Genomic DNA, 20,610 nt, shown 5'->3' on the forward strand with positions numbered 1-20,610 from the left:
ATATTTAGCTTCCCGGCTTTTCCGGGTCAGGACGGCGGACCGGAACAAGGCCGCCGTTTTTCTTGGATAACCGCCACGCGGCAAAGCCGAGCGATGCCAAGATGACGGAACCGAGCGTTATAATCCAAAGAATCGGGTTCTGCTGTTCGGGGTAAGGCAAATAGGCAGTCGTTTCCCGCTTCAGAAACAGTTTATCCAGCAGGCCGCGAAGCGGAGGAACCGCATTGAGCACGTTGCGGTACAGCTCGCCTTCCCCTTGTGCCTGAAGCTTAATGAAAGTTGCAAGCGAATCAAGCTTCTCGACGTCGGTAGGACTGCGGCTGATAAGCAAGCTCGGGCGGATCATGCCGATATGCTGCTCCAGCAAGGCCGCTCCCTTTCGAACCTCGGCTCGATTTTTATCGGTAGCGGCCTTTTCTAGCAGGTTCACGTCGTCGGAGAGCAGCTTGTCATACTGCAGCCATAATGGCCTATGAGGATGCGTCAGCGCATCCGCTGCGAGGCGAATTTTTGCGGCTGCTAACAGTCCTTCCTCCGGTTTGAAGGTTGTCGCGTTGAACAACCGTTTCGCATCCGTAACGGCCCTCGTCAGTGCGTTCATTCCTTCAATTGACGTGAGACCTTCAAAGCGTATCTTCGGTATTTGATCGCTTAGCTGCTGAAGCGTCATTAGACTTCCCGGAACGTCTCCTTGCTTTGCTTTTTGGTACAACTCTTCCGCCGTCCGGCCCAGCAGCTCTGTCTTCTGCACCTGCTCCGCCGTGGGCTTGGCCGCCGACGTTACTTTTGCGCTCTTCTCCTCCCCGCACCCTGTTGCAATCAGCAATAAGCTGACGGACAGGGCCAGCCAAATCCCGAACCTATGCCCTCTTCGATCCTTTCCGGCCATTGGGACATCCCCTCCTAAGTACATCCTATGGAGAGAAAGTGCCGATTAGACCGACTATTTGGACGAGGTTCTTGCCGGCCGAAGCTCTCTTACGAGCCACAATACAAGAGCTAAAGCGACGCTAAATACGCTCAAAGCCATAGTAAACTTAGCAATTTCAGATAAGTTGTCCTCCAGCACTTTTGGCAGCCACGGATAAACTCCTTGACTGTAATCCATCGTATCGTTCAACAATACCCAGCATGCGACAAGAACGACGGATAGCCAGCGGTATCGGTACAAGCGAAAGTACAGCACCGCTTCGGCCGCCATGCCAAGATGGGAGAACACCAGCATCCAATCCTGCCACACAAGAATATCTCCCTTATAAGCTCCTGCAAAAATGATCGCAACGGCCCAAATCCCATATTTAAACGAAGTCACGACAGCGAACGCTTCAACAAAGCATCTCCAGCCGCTTTTCTTCGCTGGATTCAAAGTGCTAGCCGGGGAACGATAATGGTCGAGAAGCCAATAGGCTACCGCCCAAGTAAAAAACAAACTGGCGGTCGGACTATCCGGCACAAATGGCAAATAAAGCGGCGACATTTCAACTGCCGTATAGACCAACTGATTGCCATACCATATATAGCCATATATCGTCCCGAGCAGGTTAATCCAGAACAAACTCCACAGCATGAACCGGCTGCTCAAAAATTCGCGCGAAAACCAGTACGACAAGCTCCTTCCCAACAAAATGGCTCCCTCCAGCTCTTTATGTGTTTAACCGCCAGCCGTTAGCTTCCACGATCTTAAAAAAACCTGACCGCGCTTAACGGTCAGGTTCGGTTGGATTATTTGCTTGCTTTTTGCTTGGCGAGCCAATCGGCCAGTTTGTCGATGTCAGCTTCCGTCAAGCCTTTTGAGATGTTCGCATCATATTGGGCTGGCATGCTGCCTTGGCCTTTCTTGATGATGCCGAGAATCTCATCCTTCGAATGCTTGTCGCCAACTCCGCGAAGCGCCGGAATTTTGGCGGAAGGCATTCCTTTCAGCTCGCCACCGTGACAAGAAAGACACGTGGATTTTTGGTAAATCGCTGCCGCAGGATCGTCCGGAGCGACGATTGCCGCAGCTTGTGCAGCCGGTTTCTTGGCTCCGCCACTGCCTTCTCCGCCGGCTTTCCCCTTGTTGGCGTGCATTTCCTCTTCCCGTTTGATATGCTCGGGAATCACGTTTTTCTCTTTCAGTTCCAGCTGATAGTGATGCCAGGACGTATATGTCAGATATGTAACCGCAGTCAAGCTCAAGAACATCAGAGCGGAAGCGATTGGACGTTTATAAAAACGTCTTTCTTTTCCCGTATCCAGGAACGGCGCCAGCATCAACGCGCCGAATAGGATTCCCGGAACGCCGACCGTACCGAGCACCACAAATTGGTTCGAAGTGTACGGGTATTTCAGCAGCTGATACATAAACAGGAAGTACCAGTCCGGCATCGGGATGATTTGCGTGTTCGTCGGATCAGCCGGATAACCGAGCGGTGCTGCTTCGGACATAACCAAAGCCAAAAACCCGACCAGAACAACAACGCCGACCATCCATTCTTTTAATAGAAAGTTCGGAATAAAAACTTCCGATTTTCCGGGATAAGCGGAAAAATCTTGGGGAATCATCCGTGACGACTTGGAACGTACGCGCGAATCCCCGACGTAAACGATTTTTTCATCAGTTTTATGACCGTGAGCCACGATTCACCCTCCTTCTCATTTTCTCATGAATACCGGCTCAGCAGGCCTCACCGGTTCTTACAGCGGACCGGAAATCCCTTGCTTGCGGATCATGATGAAGTGTCCGGCGAGCAGGGCAAGCAAAGCTCCCGGCAGGAAGAATACGTGCAGAGCAAAGAATCTGGTCAGCGTCTGTGCGCCTACGATCTCGCCGCCCTGCAGGAACGTCTTGGCATACGGACCGATCAACGGTGCCGACTCGACGATCTTCAGTGTAACGCTTGTTGCGAAATAGGCTTTGTTATCCCAAGGCAGCAGGTAACCCGTCAAACCGAGTCCCAACATGACGAAAAAGATGAGCATACCTACAACCCAGTTCATCTCGCGGGGCGCCTTGTAAGAACCCGTAAAGAAAACGCGGAGCGTATGTAAGAACATCATCACGATAACTAAGCTGGCTCCCCAGTGATGCATGCCGCGGACAATAACGCCGAAAGCAACTTTATGCTGCAGGTAATCGACGCTCGCATAGGCATTGATAATATCCGGCACGTAATACATGGTAAGGAACATACCAGACAAGATTTGTATAACTGTGATAAAGAATGTTAACCCGCCAAAGCAATAGACGAATGCGGAGAAGTGGTGCGCCGGGTTTACGTGCTCCGGTACCTCATGGTCCGCTACGTCTCTCCACATCGGCGTGATATCCAGACGTTCATCAATCCAGTTATAAACACTTTTAAACATCTGATGTTACGCCTCCTTATTACACCCGTTTGTTCGGACCGAGCTGACCCAGGTACACAAAGCCCTGTTCGATCTTCACTTCGTATTCGTCGAGCGGCAGCGGTGCGACGGCCAAGTTTTTGCCGTCCGCCGTATAGTGGGCGCCGTGGCAAGGACAGTAATATTCATCCTTAAATTCCGGACTGCCGTTCCAGTTGACCGTACAACCAAGGTGTTTACAGGTCGGATTGAGCGCGAAGACTTTACCGTCCTTCCCTTTGGAAATCCACGCCTCAAGCTCTGGTTCGCTTTCGTACCAGCCGTCCACTTGATGTACTTTAAATTTAAAGGATTTCGGCTCGTTCGCTACCTTCGATTCTTCTACAACCTTAACCCATTGCGCCTGAGCTTTAGGCTGAAGAACCGGATCCACTGCAAACCGAATCATCGGAACCAACATCCCGGCACCCATGAAAGCTCCAGCTCCGCCAAGGGTGTAGTTAAGAAACTGGCGTCTGGACATTTCACGACGCGCCACCGGCTTCTCACCGCGATGCTGCGACTCTTGATTCGAGTGATCGTTCATTCTCGTTCTACCCCCTTTTGCAACATATATCAGTCGTTCGACGTAACTTTACACCATATACTAGGACATAACTAATAATAGCTTACGTCTCTGGGTGCGTCAAGAATGCAGTCAGGCCATTCCGGCGTGTAATTCTGGCGGCTGATAACACTGTTAACGAAATTGTCACAACTGCCGGAACACCCTGAAAACGAGGGCTCTTGCTTAGAATTTGCATAGTTGCCACAGATCATACATGCTTCACAATGTTTGCCTTCCGCTCCATAAAGCCATTACCACTTCGGCAGCCCGTCTCTTCGCGTCCGAAGCGGATTGGCGCAGCTCGTCCGGTGTAAATCGAAGCAAAAGATCCGCTTTTCCTCCCAGTTCATCCGGGTTTAAAACAAGCTCTTCCTCCGATTTGGCCGTCACAATCACCACATACCGGAACCCGGCTTCCTTTAGCTTGACACAGGTTTCTCCAAGGAACGTTTCTCCCGAGCCCGACGGAACGAAGTGAATGGCCGGGTAAGTAACGGTCCGGCCTTTAAACGGGATCTCCAATAAATCGAGAGCGTCGCGAAGCCGCTCAAGCTCGCTTGCCGCCTGCCACGGCGTTTCCGTTCCCCGCAGTCCGGTTACCGGCAGCAGGCACGTGTCCAAGTAAGGACGAAGCTCCTCCCACTGCGTTTCTTGAATGTCGCTGAATTTCATATGTATCACCTTCTTTCCCGCTCTTTACTTTAACATAGAAAAAAGACATATGAACGGGCTTCATATGTCTTTTCGCAAAAATGACAAGTTTGTGTTCCGGACTGCCTTGAAATCCTCATTTCCCGAGAGAGCGCAGCGCATTGAGTTCGGTCGTTAGGGCAATGAAGGATTGTTCGTCTCCCTTGGCCAGAGCTTGATCGATCTCTTTATATAGAACCTGCTCTTTGTAGTTACGCAGTGCTTCATCAAGCAACATTTCAGCAAACAAACTCAGCATTATTTCGTTCGTCACATTCATTTTGCCCATGAGAACCTACCTCCAAACCGGGTCATGATTATTTCGGTTCATTCCAGCATTCCTTTACGTACGTTCCTTCCGATATTCCTCGCCCTTTAAGCAGTAGCTTTCCATTGTCCGTTTCATTCGTGCAAGGTCCGATTCCTTCAGCTCGCGCACCACTTTAGCCGGAGATCCGAGCGACAGGGTAAACGGGGGAATCGTTTTGTTTTCGGTTACGAGAGAACCCGCTCCTATTAAAGCATATTCACCGATCACGGCGCCGTTAAGTACAATCGCCCCCATGCCGATTAATGTGCCTTTGCCTACATGGCACCCGTGAATAATCGCGCCATGTCCGACAGAAACCTCGTCCTCGATGATCAGCGGCTGGTCCGTATTGACGTGACCGATGCACCCGTCTTGGATATTGCTTCTTTTTCCGATTCGGATCGGGGCCAGGTCGCCGCGCAGCACCGTATTGTACCAGATCGTTGCGCCCTCGCCGATTTCCACGTCGCCAATGATCCGCACGCCCGGTGCGAGAAAAGCGGTAGGATGAACCGTAGGGGTAATCCCGTTATAGCTGTGAAGCATTATTATCGCCACTCCTTTGGAGGCCCGAGCATCGCTCTTGAATAGATGCATCAGGCGGATTAAATGGAGTGATTGTAGCAAGGGGATTACCGGTTGTCAAATGGCAGCACAATCTTCTCTTCATCCGGCACATAGGTGCCTTCAATAATACTGCTGCCGAGTTTCGTCACCTGAATGACACGGCCGCATCGATCCTCTTCCCCGATCCGCAGCAGGCCCAGATGCATCATCATTTGGACGATGCGCTGCTCCAGGATAGAATCAGGCGTATCGTAATAAAAGGGACGGATCAGCGGTACGAGCGCCCGCTTCGCGGAATCGAACGTCACCCAGCCTTTGCATAGACGGTTCAACCATTGAACGATCGATTGCAGATGAGGGACGGGGCCTTTATAAAGCCTTAACCAGAAACGGTACACCTGAACCGGGTCTTCCTTCCCCCCTTCGTTGACCCGGGCCAGCCCTTGCTCCGTCAGAGCTAGCACCTGATGATGCTCGGTGACGAGGTCGTTATAGTAGCAATAGTCGTAGATGAAGGAGAAGCGGTTCGGATAGTCGCGGAACATCCGACCGTAGCCGAATCGCCACGCCGTCTTCCCTACCGGCTCCTCCCGCACGGCCAGCCGATCCAGCACCTGCTGAAGACTCCTTTTGTACATCGCGTTCTCGCTCGTCAGCATCACTTCCTGATCGCGGAGAAAGAGCAGAAAGTTCGCGATATCGTCCAGGATCAGCTTTTGCTCGTCCCGGTAGACGGGAGGCTCATCGGCAGCATCCAACTGCTGCTCGAAACGTTTGGTCAGGGCGGTGACAAAACGTCGCTTCAGATCCGCAGGCACTTGAAACAAATATTTCGTCTGCTGCGAATGGCCGTTAAACAGCCAGCCTAGCTGTTTGAAGCGGGTAATCGTATCGCGCGGATTCCAAGCCGCATCCGTTTCGTCTTTCTCAAACCGGCTTTGCTGCACCCGGGCGACCAGCTCCTCCAGACTGAACGTTCCCCGCTGATCGAAAAGCAGCGAGTTAAGAAACCGGATATCCTGGGTGGACAACGCGCCGATCTGATGGTCGAAAATGTCCCTTCGTCCTACGGTTGACAAAATCGATTGAATCAGCTCGTTCTTCGAATGCCCGTTGCACTCGCAGTTGTATGTACCTGCGATGCGGCTCAACTGGTGAATGTCGGCATAGCTTAACATGTCGGCTAAATTCATCCATTCGTCCCTCCAGAACTTCCCTCCAAGGCTTTCTTAGTACCCAGTATGGGAAAATGTTCTAGATTTAAACGCGGTCGGTTAAAAGTTTATTTCAGTTCCATACAAAAAAGCGGCTTTGCACACACTTCTAAATAGAAATGCGTGCAAAGCCGCTTCATTTCGGCTAAGTATGATATTCTCTCTCAAGCCCTCTGCTCAAGCTCCGCAAGATGGACGGTACAGTTCAGCAGTTGGCACTGCCAGCCGTCCGGCGTCCGCTCCATAATCGTAAGCGACGTATTGCTCAGATGCTCTTCAAGCTTTCTTCCGATAAACTGTGCCAGCACCGGTGCGATGTATCCGCCATGGCTGACGAGCAAGATCCGTTTGCCCTGATGCTCGCGGTCCACGTCGAAGAGAAAGGACGCCCAGCGCGCCAGCAGCTTCTCATCGCTCTCCACGCCGAGATCCAAGTCTCTCCACCCCTCGCCCCAGCGGTCAATGCGCTCTTGCAGCGTGGTCCCTTCTAACTCGCCGAACGCCCGCTCCCTCAGCCTGACATCCAATCCAAGAAGCGGAGCCCCGGTAAGGCGGGATATCGTAAGAGCCGTTTCTTTAGCCCGAAGCAGGTCGCTGGCGATGATGCCGTCCCATGCCTCTCCCGCAAGCCGCTTTGCCAGCAATTCGGCCTGAACCCGTCCTACTTCAGCCAAGGGCGTGTCCATCTGCCCCTGCATGCGTCCCGCCAAATTCCATTCTGTCGTCCCGTGACGTATAAACCCAAGCGCTACCATTCGTTTGCCGACTCCCCTTTTCTGCCTGATGCAAAAGACAAAAGCCCCGGAAACGGGGCCTTCTCGTTACTGGCGTGTGCGCGAAAACCAATTCATGATCAGGAGCGTGCCGGTCAATCCGAATAACGACACGAAAAGCATATAATCGTTGATCGTACGAATCGGTCCGACCTGATACATGAACGGATCACTGAACCCGCGCAGACTTGCTACGGCCGTAGGCATCGCATGCACGTTCATCGAATCCGATTTCCCGGCGACGGCAACGACGGGATCGTTCATTCGCCCGAACACCGCGGATTCATGCGGAGAGCCGGCTTCGTACCGACCGTCGTTCGTAAACGAAAAGTAAAAGGTGACCATAAACAAAGCGACAAAGCAAACGATCACCGCAGTCAGGTTCCGCCGCAGCTTATTAGAAAACTGATACAGACGGTCGCCGACGGGAATGCGCCACGACTCATCCGCATAGATTCGATCCATGACGCTGGAAGATACGGAAACCTCGCCGCTATCGAACGTCTTTTCCACCCCAGTCGTTCGGATTAATTCCGTGCTCTCTTGCCATATTTGAAATTCTTCAGCGCATGAAGGGCAATTTTTAATATGCTCATCCACTGCCAGCCGGTTTGGATCGTCTTCCGGCAGGTCCCAGTATACGCCGAAAAAATCGTAAACGTCATTGCATTTCATCGTCGATTCATCTCCTCATACTCCTCAAAGATCGGTTCAAGAAAGTATGGTTCCAGTTGAAGCTTTACACTGGCCCTTGCTCTGAACAACAAAGACTTGACCGAACTCACCGTTTGTCCGAGGATATTTGCTATCTCTTGATAATCAAGTTGGTCATACTCTCGCAATATAAGCGCGGAACGCTGCTTCTCGGGCAAATTGTTGATCGCATCGCGAACCATATTCACCTTTTCGTTGCGAAGCACCGTTTGTTCCGGTAATGTTTCCACTGCGGTTTGAGGCGTGTATCCGCTTTGCTCCAGTGAAACCTGAGTGTTCTTATGTTTACGCAGCTCGCTAAGAACCGTATTGCGCGCAATGGTGTAGAGCCAAGTGGAAAAGGTTGCCTCTACCTCGCGGAATGAATGCAGACTGCGGTAAGCCTTGTAGAATGTCTCGTTGCACAAGTCCTCCGCCATCGATTCCATTTGTGCGCTTTTCAGCATATGAAAGATAAATGCCAATATTTTACGTTCGTAGCGGCGCATTAATTCGTCGTAAAGTTGGACGTTGCCGTCCTTGATTTCTCTGATCAACTGGGAATCGGTCATGCGAGTGCGACCCTCCTTGTGATTCCTGCTTACTCCCAGCGATACTACTTTGTTGTACTGTTGGGGGAGTAAAAAGTTGCGGTCGATTTTAAAATTTTTTTAGAATTGGGGGCGATCATACTAAGATTCGAGGTAACTAGCCAAAAATCCTGCTTTTCCGACAAGATACATAACTTTTTCCAAAAACAGGCGTGCGCTTTTACTTTTTTGTGAACCCATTTTCTGTATATGCATTCCGACAAAAAAAAGACCGCCTGAAATTCAGGCGGTTGCACAGTGTGCAATTATTCGGATAGGAGTGGAGAGAAACCATACTGTACTTTTATTATATGTATACGTTTACAAAATGTCAATGGTTTTTTTGAAAACGTTTCCGATTTTTTTTAAAAAAAGACTACACGTGAACCGCGTAGTCTTTTTTAAGCAATTCCAGCGCTTTGTCCATTTGTCCTTCCTCCCGGAACGACAAGCGCAAAACACCGGGGACATCTTCCCGGCTTTCGATGATCTGAATGTTGCTAAGGTTGATCCGGTGGCTGCCGAGCAGCGTCGTAATCTGCGCGATGATCCCCGGATGGTCGGGCACGTCCACATAAATATCATAGAACGAATGGATGATGCCCTTGCGCCGCTCCGGCAATCCGGAGCGGAATTGGTTGGCTTTCTGAAACTCACGTTCGATGCCAACACCGTCCTCCGCTTCCAACCGGCCGATAAACCCGGCAATTTCGTCATTCCAGTCCCGAAGCAGCTTCAGGATCACTTCCCGGTTGTTGATCAGAATATCCCGCCAGATGACCGGATCGCTGGAAGCAATGCGCGTGATGTCGCGGAAGCCGCCCGCCGCCAAATTCTGATACAGCTCGTTCGATTCGTTATAACGAGCAATTTGGTTCACGAGCGCCACAGCAATAATATGCGGAAGGTGACTGATTGCGCCCACGATCTCGTCATGCAGCACCGGGTCTACCTTCACCAGATGCGCCCGGGTGTGCTGTAGCAGCTCCGTAAGCCGGTCGTAAGCGTCCTTCGGCGTTCCGGCGTCCGGCGTCAGCACATAAAAGGCGTTCTCGAACAATCTGTAGCTCGCCGCCTCTACGCCCGACTTTTCCTTGCCCGCCATCGGATGGCCTCCGATAAAATGGACGCCCGGTAGTTTCAGGCGCGAAGCGCAGGCCGTTACGCTCGCTTTCGTGCTGCCTACATCGGTGATGATGCAGCCTGGCTTGAGCGGCAGAGCGGACAGTCTATGCAAATACTCCTCAAGGTTGCCGACTGGGACGCACAAAAAAATAAAATCCGCTTCCGCTGCCGCTTCCTCAATCGAAGTAGTCGCATGATCCACGACTTCGCGCTTCAAATATTTCTCTACGGACTTCGGGTTATTGGAATGGCCGACAACCGTCAGTCCCGGCTTCCCCTTGAAGCAGAGGGCCAACGAGCCGCCGATCAATCCGACTCCGAATATGGCAACCTTTGTCATGAGGCGGCCACTTCACTCAGCACTTGCTCCAGCGCTCCAAGGAATTTGTTGTTTTGTTCTTCGCTGCCTACCGTTACCCGGATCATGGTCGGGTAACCCCAGCTCGGATCGTGACGGACGATGATTCCTTTGCGCAGCAGCCCTTGGAACACCGCGCCTCCGTCCCGCTTCACATCAACCATAATGAAGTTGCCGTGAGCATCGAAATACGGAAGTCCCAGCTCGGCGAATTTCGCTGTCAGCTTACGGATTCCATTCGCGTTCGCCTCGCGGCAGGACTCGATAAATGCATCGTCGTTTACCGCCGCCAGTGCCGCTTTTTGGGCAAAGCTCGTCGTATTGAACGGCTCGCGCACTTGATTGATCGAGCGAACGACATCGGGATGGCCAACGCCGTAGCCGATGCGCAAAGAAGCCAAGCCGTAGATTTTGGAAAACGTGCGCAGCACAACGACATTATTATACTTCTCCAGCAGCTTGATGCTGTCGGGATATTGTCCGCTGACGTTGTACTCCGCGTAAGCTTCATCCAGCACGACCATGACGTTCTTCGGCACGGCCTCCAGGAACGACGTAATTTCCGCTTCGCTCAGCATCGTCCCGGTCGGGTTGTTCGGGTTGCAGATCCAGACAATTTTCGTCCGGGAATTTACTTTGCCCAGCATCGCTTGCAGATCGTGTTTTCCGTTCGCGTCCACAGGCACCTCGATTACCTTGGCCCCTTCGACCTCGGCGTTGTGCCTGTACTGTGGAAACGTCGGATAAGCGGTAATCGTCTCGTCTTCCGGAGTCAGAAACGCACGGGCGATCATCAAGATCACTTCATCCGATCCTAATCCGAATATAATTTGATTCGGCTGTACTCCCAGCTTACCGGCAACGGCGTTCGTCAGTTCAACAGCGCCGCCGTCGGGATAGATGCTGACTTGGTCGAGCATCGCGGCAATCGCTTCTTTCGCTTTAGGCGAGCACCCGAAAGGATTTTCGTTGGAAGCAAGCTTGATCACTTCCGTCAGACCAAGCTCACGCTTGACTTCGTCAATCGGTTTTCCCGGCTGGTAGACCGGGAGATGAACGATATTTTGTTTAGGCTGCACGACAAAGGTCACCTCATCACATGAATTAGTAGCTCCAAGACCGGAATCATTTCCCCATTAATTTTCGCACAAATTCATGAATTTGCAAGAGCCCTTGCGATTTTGTCGACTCATTCGTGAGGAGCGGCAGCGTTTCTTCCACCGTGCGCACCAAAGCGCTGCCTACAACGATCCCGTCGCACGTCCCCGCGAATCGCGCAAACTGCTCCGGCGTAGAGATGCCGAAGCCGATAGCGATCGGAAGATCGGTCGACGATTTAACGGTGGTCAAAAATTCGTCGATGCCGCTGTGGAACTCAGTCCGCGTCCCCGTAACGCCGAGCGACGATACGCAGTATACGAAACCGCTGGCGCGCGAAGCGATTCGCTGCACGCGTTCTTTGGATGTCGGGGCGACAAGCGGAATGAGATGAAGGCCGTGCTGCTGCGCCAACACCCGTACCTCTTCATCCTCTTCCATCGGCAGATCGGGAATAATAAGTCCGTCGATTCCATTTTCTTGAAGAAGCTTAAAAATACGGTCAAGCCCCGTTTGCAGCACCAGATTATAATAAGTAAATAAAATAAACGGGATTTCGCAGCCTTCGCTGCGCGCCTCGCGGGCTGCCTGGATGCAATCGAGAATCGAGATGCGGTTCGCTTTGAGCGCACGCATGGACGAGCGCTGAATAACCGGGCCGTCCGCCAGCGGGTCCGAATAAGGAACGCCCAGCTCGATCATCGCCGCTCCGGCTTTCTCAAGCTCTTTCATGATGTCGACCGAGGTCCGCACGTCCGGGTCTCCGATCGTCAAAAAAGGAATGAAAGCCGGCTGTTTTTGTTCACGAAGCTCGGCAAATTTCCGGTCAATGCGATTCATCGGCAGTTCCTCCCAAATAATTCATGATCGCTTCCACGTCCTTATCGCCGCGTCCGGAGAGGCTCACAACAATGATTTCGTCTTTGCTCATTGCAGGCGCCCGCTTGATCGTCTCGGCGATGGCGTGCGCGCTTTCGAGCGCCGGGATAATCCCTTCCTTGCGGCTTAGCAGCTGCAGCGCGTCCAGCGCTTCTTTATCCGTAATCGGGACGTATTCCGCCCGGCCGGTATCTTTCAAATGAGCATGCTCCGGCCCAACGCCCGGATAGTCAAGACCTGCGGATATGGAGTGCGCTTCCTGCACTTGGCCGAATTCGTCTTGCAGCAAGTAGCTGTACGAGCCCTGGAACACCCCTTGGCTGCCTTTCGTCATCGTTGCGGCATGCTTATCCGTATCGACGCCTCGTCCGGCGGCCTCTACACCGATCAAACGCACGTTCTCGTCCTGCACGAACGGATAAAACATCCCGATCGCATTGCTGCCCCCGCCTACGGCCGCAATAACCGCATTCGGCAGCCGCCCTTCCAGCTCGAGAATTTGCTTGCGGGATTCGTCGCCGATAATGCGCTGGAAGTCCCGCACCATCATCGGGTACGGATGCGGTCCTGTAGCCGAACCGAGGATGTAGAACGTATCGTCCACGTGGCTTACCCAATAACGCAGCGTCTCGTTGCAGGCGTCCTTCAGCGTCCGTGTGCCGGAAAGCACCGGAACCACTTCCGCGCCGAGCAGGTTCATCCGGAACACGTTGAGCTGCTGCCGCTTCATATCTTCTTCGCCCATGAACACTTTGCACTCAAAGCCGAGCAGCGCGGCGACCGTGGCTGTAGCAACGCCATGCTGGCCCGCGCCGGTTTCGGCGATAATTTTCGTTTTGCCCATCCACTTGGCGAGCAGCCCTTGGCCGAGCGCGTTGTTGATTTTGTGGGCGCCCGTATGGTTTAAATCCTCGCGTTTCAAGTAGATTTTGGCGCCGCCCAAATGCTCGGTCAATCTTCCTGCGTAGTACAAGGAAGTCGGACGTCCTGAATAACGGTGCAGCCAGTAGTTCAGCTCCTCCTGAAACCGAGCGTCTTTGGCGTATTTTTTAAACGATTCTTCCAGCTCGATCAAAGCGTTCATCAGCGTTTCCGGCACGTAACGCCCGCCGAACTTGCCGAATCGGCCATGAATATCCGGTCCGTTATACAATGGTCTGCACCCTCTCGACAAATTTTTTAATTTTCACGATATCTTTGACGCCTTCCGTTTCAACGCCGCTGGACACATCTACGCCATCGGGCATATACGTATCGAGCAGGTCCCGCACATTATCCGGCTGCAGCCCTCCGGCCACGAGCAGCGGAATGCCGGCTTCCCGGCACCAGGCGAGATAAGGCGGAATCGTATCCCAAGCAAACGTTTTGCCCGAGCCCCCGCCGTAAACCGGATCGTACGTATCCAGCAGCATGCCGTCTACGGCATGGCGATACGGCTCCAACCTGCGTATTCCCTGGGACTCATTCCCGGCTTTCGTTTCACCTGCATTGACGGTAAACACCTTAAATACGCGCGTCTCCGGAAAAGCATTCTTCACTGTGCGACAAAACTCGGCGCTCTCTTCCCCATGAAGCTGTACGACGTCCAACGCTGCCTCCTGCAGAACCGCCTTCAGCTCTTCCATCGTCGGATTAACGAAGACGCCGACGGCTGCGGGCGTCTTCGCCCCGGCAGCCAGCTTCATGCTGCGGATCATCTCGCCGGCCTGCTGCGGCGTCACCTGCCGCTTGCTCGGCGCAAAGACGAAGCCGACGTAGTCCACCGAAAGACCAGCAACCTGCTCCGCCATTTCAGCCGTCCGCAGACCGCATATTTTTACGCTCACCCTTGCTGTCATCCTCTGCTCACTCCTTACCAGCACCCGCTTCAGAATAAGAACCCATCAAGGTATGGACGGCTTCGGAAACGTCCGGCTGGCGCATGAAATGCTCGCCGACGAGCACCGCACGAGCACCGACCGAATGAAGCCATTCGATCTCCTCCGGCTTCGAGATGCCGCTTTCGCTGACGACGGTCGTCCCTTTCGGAATGGAGCCAACAAGCTGTTCCGTCGTGCGAAGATCGGTCACAAACGTTTGGAGATTGCGGTTATTGATGCCGATCATCGTTGGGCTAAGCTCCAGCACACGGGCGAGCTCCTCCTGGTCATGCACTTCAATCAGCACATCCAAACCAATACTATGGGCGATCGTTTGGAACTGACGCATCTGCTCGGTCGTCAGGATAGCGGCGATCAGTAGAATCGCGTCGGCTCCGATGCAGCGCGCCTCATAGATTTGATGTGGATCGATCGTAAAATCTTTGCGCAGAAGCGGCACGCCGACAACCTGCCTCACCCGGCTCAAATAATCGTTCGAGCCTTGAAAATACGGAGCGTCGGTCAGCACCGAAAGACAATCCGCTCCCGCCTCTTCATAAGCCTTAGCCAACCGGACAGGCTCGAAATCTTCCCGAATCAAGCCCTTGGAAGGCGAGGCCTTCTTCACCTCCGCGATCAGTCCCATCGGACGCTTCCGTCCCGCGCTGAGCGCGCGCTCGAACCCAAGGCACGGCGCCAGTCCGGCGATCGTTTTTTCCATTTCGGCGATGGTAATCTGCTCTTTAAGCGACGCTACTTCCTGCCGTTTGGTGGCAACAATGCGATCAAGAAACATAGCTCTCTTCTCCCGTAAATTGGACTAATTGCTCCAGCTTCGCTTGGGCCCGCCCCGAATCGATAACCGATGCGGCCAGCTTCACGCCTTCCTGCAGCGTTCCGGCCATGCCGGTGACGTAGAAGCACGCTCCGGCATTGGCCAGCACGATATCGCGGCAAGCGCCGGTCTCGCCCGCGAAGATACGATGAATAATGCCCGCGTTCACATGGGCGTCTCCTCCGATGACATCCTTAATGCTGTAAGCGCGAAGCCCCAGCTCATCCGGCGTGATTTCAAACGTACGAATGTTCCCATCCTTCAGCTCGGTCACCTGCGTGCCCGCAGAGATGCTGATTTCGTCCAGCCCGTCGAGACTGGCGACAACAAGCGCACGCTTTACACCGAGCGCCTGCATCACATGGGCGATCGTTTCCGTTTTGCCGCGGTCGAAGATGCCGAGCACCTGACGATCGGCTCCGGCCGGGTTCGTGAGCGGGCCCAGCAGGTTAAATACGGTGCGGACGCCGAGCTCTCTGCGTGGGGCGGCAACATGCCGCATCGACTGATGATACAGCTGCGCAAACATGAAGCAGATGCCGACCTGCTCCAGACAGCGCGCCGCCTGCTGCTGATTCAATTGAATATTGACGCCAAGCGCTTCGAGCACATCGGCGCTACCGCTTTTGCTGGACATGGCCCGATTCCCATGCTTCGCCACGCGAATACCGCCCGCCGCCGCGACGATGGCCGCCGTCGTCGAAATGTTGAACGTATCTGCGCCATCGCCGCCGGTGCCGCACGTATCGAGCAGATTCGCCTGTCTGGTGCTGACCCGGCTTGCTTTCAATCGCATCGTCTCGGCAAAGCCGGCGATTTCCTCGATCGTTTCCCCTTTTATGCGGAGTCCCGTAAGCAAAGCTCCGATCTGCGAAGGCGTCGCCCCGCCTTCCATAATGTTGGACATCACATCGCGCGCCTCGGACCGCGTCAAATGCTGCAGCCCGATAATTTTCCCAATCGCCTGTTGAACCGTCAACGTCGTTTGCTCCATTGTCCGTGCCTCCCCTTTATCCCGATTGTTTTACTGATAATAATCGTGATTGATCAATGCAACCTCCGGCGTTTTCGTTGCAAAAACGGCTTCCGCCATGCGGATCGATTTCAGCATGCCCTTGGCTTTGTTGATCGTCTCCTGGTACTCGTTCTCCGGAACGGAATCCCAGACAATCCCGGCGCCTGCCTGGACATAAGCTTTGCCATTCTTGAATACGATGGTGCGGATCGTAATGCACGTATCGAGGTTGCCCGAGAAGCCGAAGTAACCGATGGCTCCGGCGTAAGGACCGCGCGCTTCGTTCTCCAGCTCGGCAATGATTTCCATCGCTCTGAGCTTCGGAGCGCCCGAAACGGTACCGGCGGGCAGGCACGAAATAAAAGCGTCGAAGAAATCTTTGTCCTTCGCCAGCTTGCCGGAAACGTTGGACACGATATGCATGACATGGGAATAGCGCTCGATTTGCATGAACGTGTCGCATTGGACCGTACCGAATTCGGAGACGCGCCCGAGGTCGTTGCGGCCTAGATCAACGAGCATCAAGTGCTCGGCACGCTCTTTCTCGTCCGCCAGCAGCTCTTGTTCGAGCGCGAGGTCTTCTTCGGTCGTCCGCCCGCGGGGACGGGTACCGGCAATCGGCCGGGTCTCCACCTTCTCGTCTTCAACGCGGACGAGCAGCTCGGGGGATGTGCCGACGATGACTTCCTCGTCCATTTTGAGGCAGTACATATAAGGCGACGGATTCATCGTTCTTAAGATGCGGTACACGTGAAGCGGCGAAATGTCCGTTTCGATCTCGAAGCGTTGGGACAGGACCACTTGAAAAATATCGCCCGCCCGGATATATTCCTTAGCTTGATCGACGTTCGCCAAAAACTGCTCCTTCGTCACGTTCGAGCGGATTTCCCCCAAATCGACGTCGTCGGGGATGGACTGGTGATTCATCTTCAGCGCCGGAAGCGGGCGCTTCAGTCGTTCGATGGTCGCATCGATTTTGGCGCATGTTTTTTCGTAGCCGGCGATGATGTCCGCTTCCGTTCCTTGGGGAGGCACATGCACATTGGCGATGACTTTCAACTGCTGTTTAAAATGGTCGAACACGATCACTTGATCGCAAAACATAAAGTCCAAATCGTTCATCTGCAGATCGTCCTGCCGATGCGCCGGCAGCTTCTCGTAATATTGCAGCAGATCATAACCGAAAAATCCGACGGCTCCGCCCGTAAAGCGCGGCAAATCCGGCAGCGAAGGGCTCGTAAACGCGCTTAAATGCGCTTTAAGCACATCCACCGGCTTTTCCTTCGAAGTCGTCGTTCCTTCCGGCCCTTCGATGCGAGTCACACCGTTTTTGGCCTGAATAAACATAAACGGGTCGGTTCCGATAAAAGAATAACGCGCCCATTTGATCCCGCCTTCGACGCTTTCCAGCAAGAAGGCACGCTTCTCTTCGTAAAAATGTTGAAATACGCGGATCGGCGTCTCCGTATCGGCTATCAAATGGCGGACGACGGGGATCAGGTTATACTGGCTGGCAAGCCGAACAACTTCCTTTGCTTCTGGTGTGTGCATCGTCTTCTCTCCTCTTCTCAACTCAAAAATAACTGGGCTCTGCAAACGTAAAAAAGCCTCTACGCATCGTAGAGGCGGTATTCAGCGGATGAAGGATTCGTCCAGACGGAAAGTATGCTCAAAGTACGCCAAAGAGCCCTTGGATAGGTTAAAATAAACCTGCCGATAGTGCCCCGCACGCATCTTGGCGGTTCTTTCCACGAACGGGTAATCTTCTCATCTCATCTCAAACTGAACTAGGCTAACTCTCTACTCTGCTCTGTTACTGCAACTCACTCTTATCTGCTTAACTCGTTGTAATCAACTATACTACCTCAATTATGCTTTTGTCAATTTGGACAAATCGGGACGAAGCCGCATCGCTTCTCTTTGATAAACATGGAAGATTTCATTTTGCTGTTTGTCCGTATTGACCATCACCATTAAACGAACACAGCGGGGCAATCCGCCCTCCACCGGAATTTCGAGCGAGCACATCAGCGGGACCAAGTCCCAGCCTGCCATCTGACGGATAGCCCGCGCAGGGAACGTAGCCGTCAAATCCGGCGTCACCGTAACGAATACGCTGGCGATCTCCTCCGGAATAATTCCGTTTTCCGTGATAATTTGATTGAGCAGCGCTGTTGTTGCCGATAAAATATCATTCTCTTCGTTGCGTTCCACGGTCGTTGCTCCGCGGATTCCTCTTACGAACATCCGTCAGTCCTCCCGTTTTAACCGCTCCACGATCTCTCTGACCCATTCTGCGGATACGTTTTTGTTAATTTCGACCTTGCCGATGGCCGTCGGAATGATGTAAACCATGCGGCCTTCGCTGAATTTTTTGTCATGCATCATTGCACGCATGATCGCCTCGGTATCAAAGTGCGCCGGTATGCGCGTAGGAAGACCGAACTTCTTGAAAATGCGTTCGGTTACCGTTAGGATCTCTTCCGGATTGCCCATACGCACCGACAGCATCGCTGTGCCGACCATGCCGATGGAAATCGCTTCGCCGTGTTGCAGCTCGTTGTAGCCGGCCACCGCCTCCAGCGCGTGACCGATCGTATGCCCAAGGTTCAGGATGGCGCGTAGATCGTTCTCCCGTTCGTCCTGCGACACGACCGCCGCTTTGACGGCGCAGCCATTGTACAGCCCGTACTGGAGCGCTTCCGGGTCCAGCCCGATAAGCTTCTCCGCATTCGCTTCGCACCACGCGGTAAATTCCGCATCCCAGATTAGCCCGTGCTTGATCATTTCCGACAATCCCGCGCGCACGTCCCGGTCCGGCAAAGTGAGCAGCGTAGACGTGTCATACAAAACCATCTCCGGCTGATGGAAGGCGCCGATAATGTTTTTCGCCAGCGGATGGTTGACGGCGACCTTGCCGCCCACGCTGCTGTCGTGAGCCAGAATCGTCGTCGGAATCTGCACAAACCGGATGCCGCGCATGTAACTGGCCGCCACAAACCCGGCCAAATCGCCGACAACACCTCCGCCAAGCGCGACGACCGTCGATTTGCGGTCCAGACCTGCCTGTAAGCAGGCGCCGACCACGTCTTCCAGCACCGCGAGCGATTTGGACTTCTCGCCTGCCGCAACGGTGTAGGACACCGCCGTATAGCCGCCTTCCGTCAATCGGTCTATGACCGGCTTCAGGTGATGCTTCGCCACATGATCGTCGGTTACGACAAGCAGCGGCGACGCTTTGCTAATCCCGTGTTTCTCGAAGTACGCGGCGATATCTGCGAGCAGGCCCTCCCCGATATAAATCGGGTAGGACCTCGTACCAAGGTCTACCGTTAGCTCTCTGACCATAAATCCGGCTCTCCCGCTTAGTAAGTTTTGATTTGCTCCAAGTAGCTCTCGTAATTTCTGCGGATTTCCTCCAGCGAGTCGCCGCCGAATTTTTCCACAAACGCTCTCGCCACTTCCCAAGCAATGGCGTTTTCCATAATGACGCCAGCCGCGGGCACCGCGCACGTATCGGAGCGCTCCACCTGTGCCGTGAACGCTTCCTTCGTATCGATATCTACGCTTTGCAGCGCTTTATAGAGGGTCGAGATCGGCTTCATGACGCCACGTACGACGATCGGCTCGCCGGTCGTCATGCCGCCCTCGAATCCGCCTGCACGGTTGGTTGCGCGATAAAAGCCGCGCTCCTCGTCGTGCATGATTTCGTCGTGCACGGACGAGCCTCTGCGCTTGGCCGCTTCGAACCCGATCCCGAATTCTACGCCCTTGAACGCTTGAATCGACAGCACCGCCTGCGCAATGCGTCCGTCAAGCTTGCGGTCCCACTGCACATGGCTGCCAAGACCCGTAGGCACGCCTTCGATAATGCACTCGACGACACCGCCAAGCGTATCGCCGTCGTCCTTGGCCGCGTCGATCGCCGCGATCATTTTCGCTTCCGCGTCTTTATCCGTCACCCGCACAGGCGATTCCTCCGTGATGCGGATCAGCTCGTCGATCGGCAGCTCCTGCCGCTGCACTTCCACTTCCCCGATGCGAATCACCTGACCGGCGACTTTGATGCCGAATTCCTTCAGCAGCTCGCGAGCCATGCCGCCGACAGCTACGCGCATCGTCGTTTCCCGCGCGCTGGAGCGCTCAAGAATGTTGCGCAAATCGCGCTGATTGTATTTCAAACCGCCGTTCAAATCGGCATGGCCCGGACGCGGGCGGTTCACCCGGCGCTTCGACTCGTCATTACCTTCGATCGGCTCGATGTTCATGATGGAAGTCCAATGTTTCCAATCGTTGTTCTCCACCACAAGCGCAATCGGGGCGCCGGTCGTTTTGCCATGGCGCACGCCACCGACAATGTTGACGGTATCCTTTTCAATCTGCATGCGGCGTCCCCGTCCGTAGCCTTTCTGCCGTCTGGCGAGCTGTTCGTTCACCGCTTCGAAATCGATCGTTACGTTGCTTGGAAATCCCTCGATAATCGTTGTCAATTGTGGTCCGTGCGTTTCCCCTGCGGTTAAATATCTCACCTGATTTTTCTCCTTTCATCCTATCCCATGAAAAGCGTAAGCTTTCTTTCTTTCAAAACGCTTTAGCGCTTTTATGTGCTGAGTCATGTGCTAATTATAGTATAGGCCTGCGGCTTTGACAAGAATATGCAAGAACAAAAA

General features: G+C 53.7%; 23 protein-coding genes. All 23 read right to left on the bottom strand.

The features are described 5' to 3' along the window. Positions 1–4 precede the first annotated feature (4 nt). Positions 5–889 carry a sporulation protein YpjB gene (locus tag NLX71_RS03710; RefSeq protein WP_254362145.1) on the bottom strand — a complete coding sequence of 295 codons (885 nt, stop codon included), beginning with the start codon at positions 887–889 and terminating at the stop codon, positions 5–7. A 54-nt stretch (positions 890–943) separates the two neighbouring features. Further along, positions 944–1,567: a DUF1405 domain-containing protein gene (locus tag NLX71_RS03715; protein ID WP_254362292.1), complete on the bottom strand. Its 624-nt coding sequence runs from the start codon at positions 1,565–1,567 to the stop codon at positions 944–946. Positions 1,568–1,722: 155 nt separating this feature from the next. Then, positions 1,723–2,619, bottom strand: a complete 897-nt coding sequence (locus NLX71_RS03720) for a c-type cytochrome (RefSeq protein WP_254362146.1) — start codon at positions 2,617–2,619, stop codon at positions 1,723–1,725. Between the two features lie 57 nt (positions 2,620–2,676). Then, a complete protein-coding gene (gene qcrB, locus NLX71_RS03725) occupies positions 2,677–3,348 on the bottom strand; it encodes a menaquinol-cytochrome c reductase cytochrome b subunit (RefSeq protein ID WP_254362147.1) in 672 nt (223 codons plus the stop codon). 19 nt (positions 3,349–3,367) lie between these two features. Further along, positions 3,368–3,913, bottom strand: coding sequence for a Rieske (2Fe-2S) protein (locus NLX71_RS03730; RefSeq protein ID WP_302058059.1), 546 nt, complete (start codon positions 3,911–3,913; stop codon positions 3,368–3,370). Positions 3,914–4,153: 240 nt separating this feature from the next. Continuing rightward, positions 4,154–4,606: a DUF2487 family protein gene (locus NLX71_RS03735; protein ID WP_254362148.1), complete on the bottom strand. Its 453-nt coding sequence runs from the start codon at positions 4,604–4,606 to the stop codon at positions 4,154–4,156. Between the two features lie 115 nt (positions 4,607–4,721). Further along, positions 4,722–4,913, bottom strand: coding sequence for an IDEAL domain-containing protein (locus NLX71_RS03740; RefSeq protein WP_254362149.1), 192 nt, complete (start codon positions 4,911–4,913; stop codon positions 4,722–4,724). Positions 4,914–4,967: 54 nt separating this feature from the next. Further along, on the bottom strand, positions 4,968–5,480 hold the full coding sequence (locus NLX71_RS03745; RefSeq protein WP_254362150.1) for a gamma carbonic anhydrase family protein: 513 nt from the start codon (positions 5,478–5,480) through the stop codon (positions 4,968–4,970). 86 nt (positions 5,481–5,566) lie between these two features. Then, positions 5,567–6,694 carry a hypothetical protein gene (locus NLX71_RS03750; RefSeq protein ID WP_254362151.1) on the bottom strand — a complete coding sequence of 376 codons (1,128 nt, stop codon included), beginning with the start codon at positions 6,692–6,694 and terminating at the stop codon, positions 5,567–5,569. 185 nt (positions 6,695–6,879) lie between these two features. After that, the gene (locus NLX71_RS03755; RefSeq protein ID WP_254362152.1) at positions 6,880–7,470 is read right to left on the bottom strand and encodes a histidine phosphatase family protein; all 591 of its coding nucleotides are present in this window, start codon (positions 7,468–7,470) and stop codon (positions 6,880–6,882) included. 66 nt (positions 7,471–7,536) lie between these two features. Then, entirely contained in the window at positions 7,537–8,163 is a 627-nt protein-coding gene (locus NLX71_RS03760; RefSeq protein WP_254362153.1) for an anti-sigma factor family protein, read from the bottom strand. Beyond that, positions 8,160–8,753, bottom strand: coding sequence for an RNA polymerase sigma factor (locus NLX71_RS03765; protein ID WP_254362154.1), 594 nt, complete (start codon positions 8,751–8,753; stop codon positions 8,160–8,162). Before NLX71_RS03765 ends, NLX71_RS03760 begins: the two co-directional genes overlap by 4 nt. 394 nt (positions 8,754–9,147) lie before the next feature. Next, the gene (locus tag NLX71_RS03770; RefSeq protein WP_254362155.1) at positions 9,148–10,236 is read right to left on the bottom strand and encodes a prephenate dehydrogenase; all 1,089 of its coding nucleotides are present in this window, start codon (positions 10,234–10,236) and stop codon (positions 9,148–9,150) included. Further along, positions 10,233–11,333, bottom strand: coding sequence for a histidinol-phosphate transaminase (gene hisC / locus NLX71_RS03775; protein WP_254362156.1), 1,101 nt, complete (start codon positions 11,331–11,333; stop codon positions 10,233–10,235). The genes NLX71_RS03770 and hisC overlap by 4 nt, the downstream gene beginning before the upstream one ends. 46 nt (positions 11,334–11,379) lie before the next feature. Further along, on the bottom strand, positions 11,380–12,192 hold the full coding sequence (gene trpA, locus NLX71_RS03780; protein WP_254362157.1) for a tryptophan synthase subunit alpha: 813 nt from the start codon (positions 12,190–12,192) through the stop codon (positions 11,380–11,382). Further along, positions 12,179–13,384, bottom strand: a complete 1,206-nt coding sequence (gene trpB, locus NLX71_RS03785) for a tryptophan synthase subunit beta (RefSeq protein ID WP_254362159.1) — start codon at positions 13,382–13,384, stop codon at positions 12,179–12,181. The genes trpA and trpB overlap by 14 nt, the downstream gene beginning before the upstream one ends. After that, positions 13,377–14,069, bottom strand: a complete 693-nt coding sequence (locus NLX71_RS03790) for a phosphoribosylanthranilate isomerase (protein WP_254362160.1) — start codon at positions 14,067–14,069, stop codon at positions 13,377–13,379. The genes trpB and NLX71_RS03790 overlap by 8 nt, the downstream gene beginning before the upstream one ends. A 7-nt stretch (positions 14,070–14,076) precedes the next feature. After that, entirely contained in the window at positions 14,077–14,886 is an 810-nt protein-coding gene (gene trpC, locus NLX71_RS03795) for an indole-3-glycerol phosphate synthase TrpC (protein WP_254362161.1), read from the bottom strand. After that, a complete protein-coding gene (trpD, locus tag NLX71_RS03800) occupies positions 14,876–15,919 on the bottom strand; it encodes an anthranilate phosphoribosyltransferase (RefSeq protein ID WP_254362162.1) in 1,044 nt (347 codons plus the stop codon). Before trpD ends, trpC begins: the two co-directional genes overlap by 11 nt. 30 nt (positions 15,920–15,949) lie before the next feature. Beyond that, positions 15,950–17,491 carry an anthranilate synthase component I gene (trpE, locus tag NLX71_RS03805; protein ID WP_254362163.1) on the bottom strand — a complete coding sequence of 514 codons (1,542 nt, stop codon included), beginning with the start codon at positions 17,489–17,491 and terminating at the stop codon, positions 15,950–15,952. Between the two features lie 318 nt (positions 17,492–17,809). Further along, complete coding sequence (gene aroH / locus NLX71_RS03810; RefSeq protein ID WP_254362164.1) at positions 17,810–18,187, bottom strand: chorismate mutase; 378 nt, start codon at positions 18,185–18,187, stop codon at positions 17,810–17,812. A 3-nt stretch (positions 18,188–18,190) separates the two neighbouring features. Beyond that, on the bottom strand, positions 18,191–19,288 hold the full coding sequence (gene aroB / locus NLX71_RS03815) for a 3-dehydroquinate synthase (RefSeq protein WP_254362165.1): 1,098 nt from the start codon (positions 19,286–19,288) through the stop codon (positions 18,191–18,193). A gap of 17 nt (positions 19,289–19,305) precedes the next feature. Then, positions 19,306–20,469 carry a chorismate synthase gene (gene aroC, locus NLX71_RS03820; RefSeq protein WP_254362166.1) on the bottom strand — a complete coding sequence of 388 codons (1,164 nt, stop codon included), beginning with the start codon at positions 20,467–20,469 and terminating at the stop codon, positions 19,306–19,308. Positions 20,470–20,610: the final 141 nt, after the last annotated feature.

The organism is Paenibacillus sp. MZ04-78.2 (assembly GCF_024213375.1).
In the GTDB taxonomy this organism is placed as follows: domain Bacteria; phylum Bacillota; class Bacilli; order Paenibacillales; family NBRC-103111; genus Paenibacillus_G.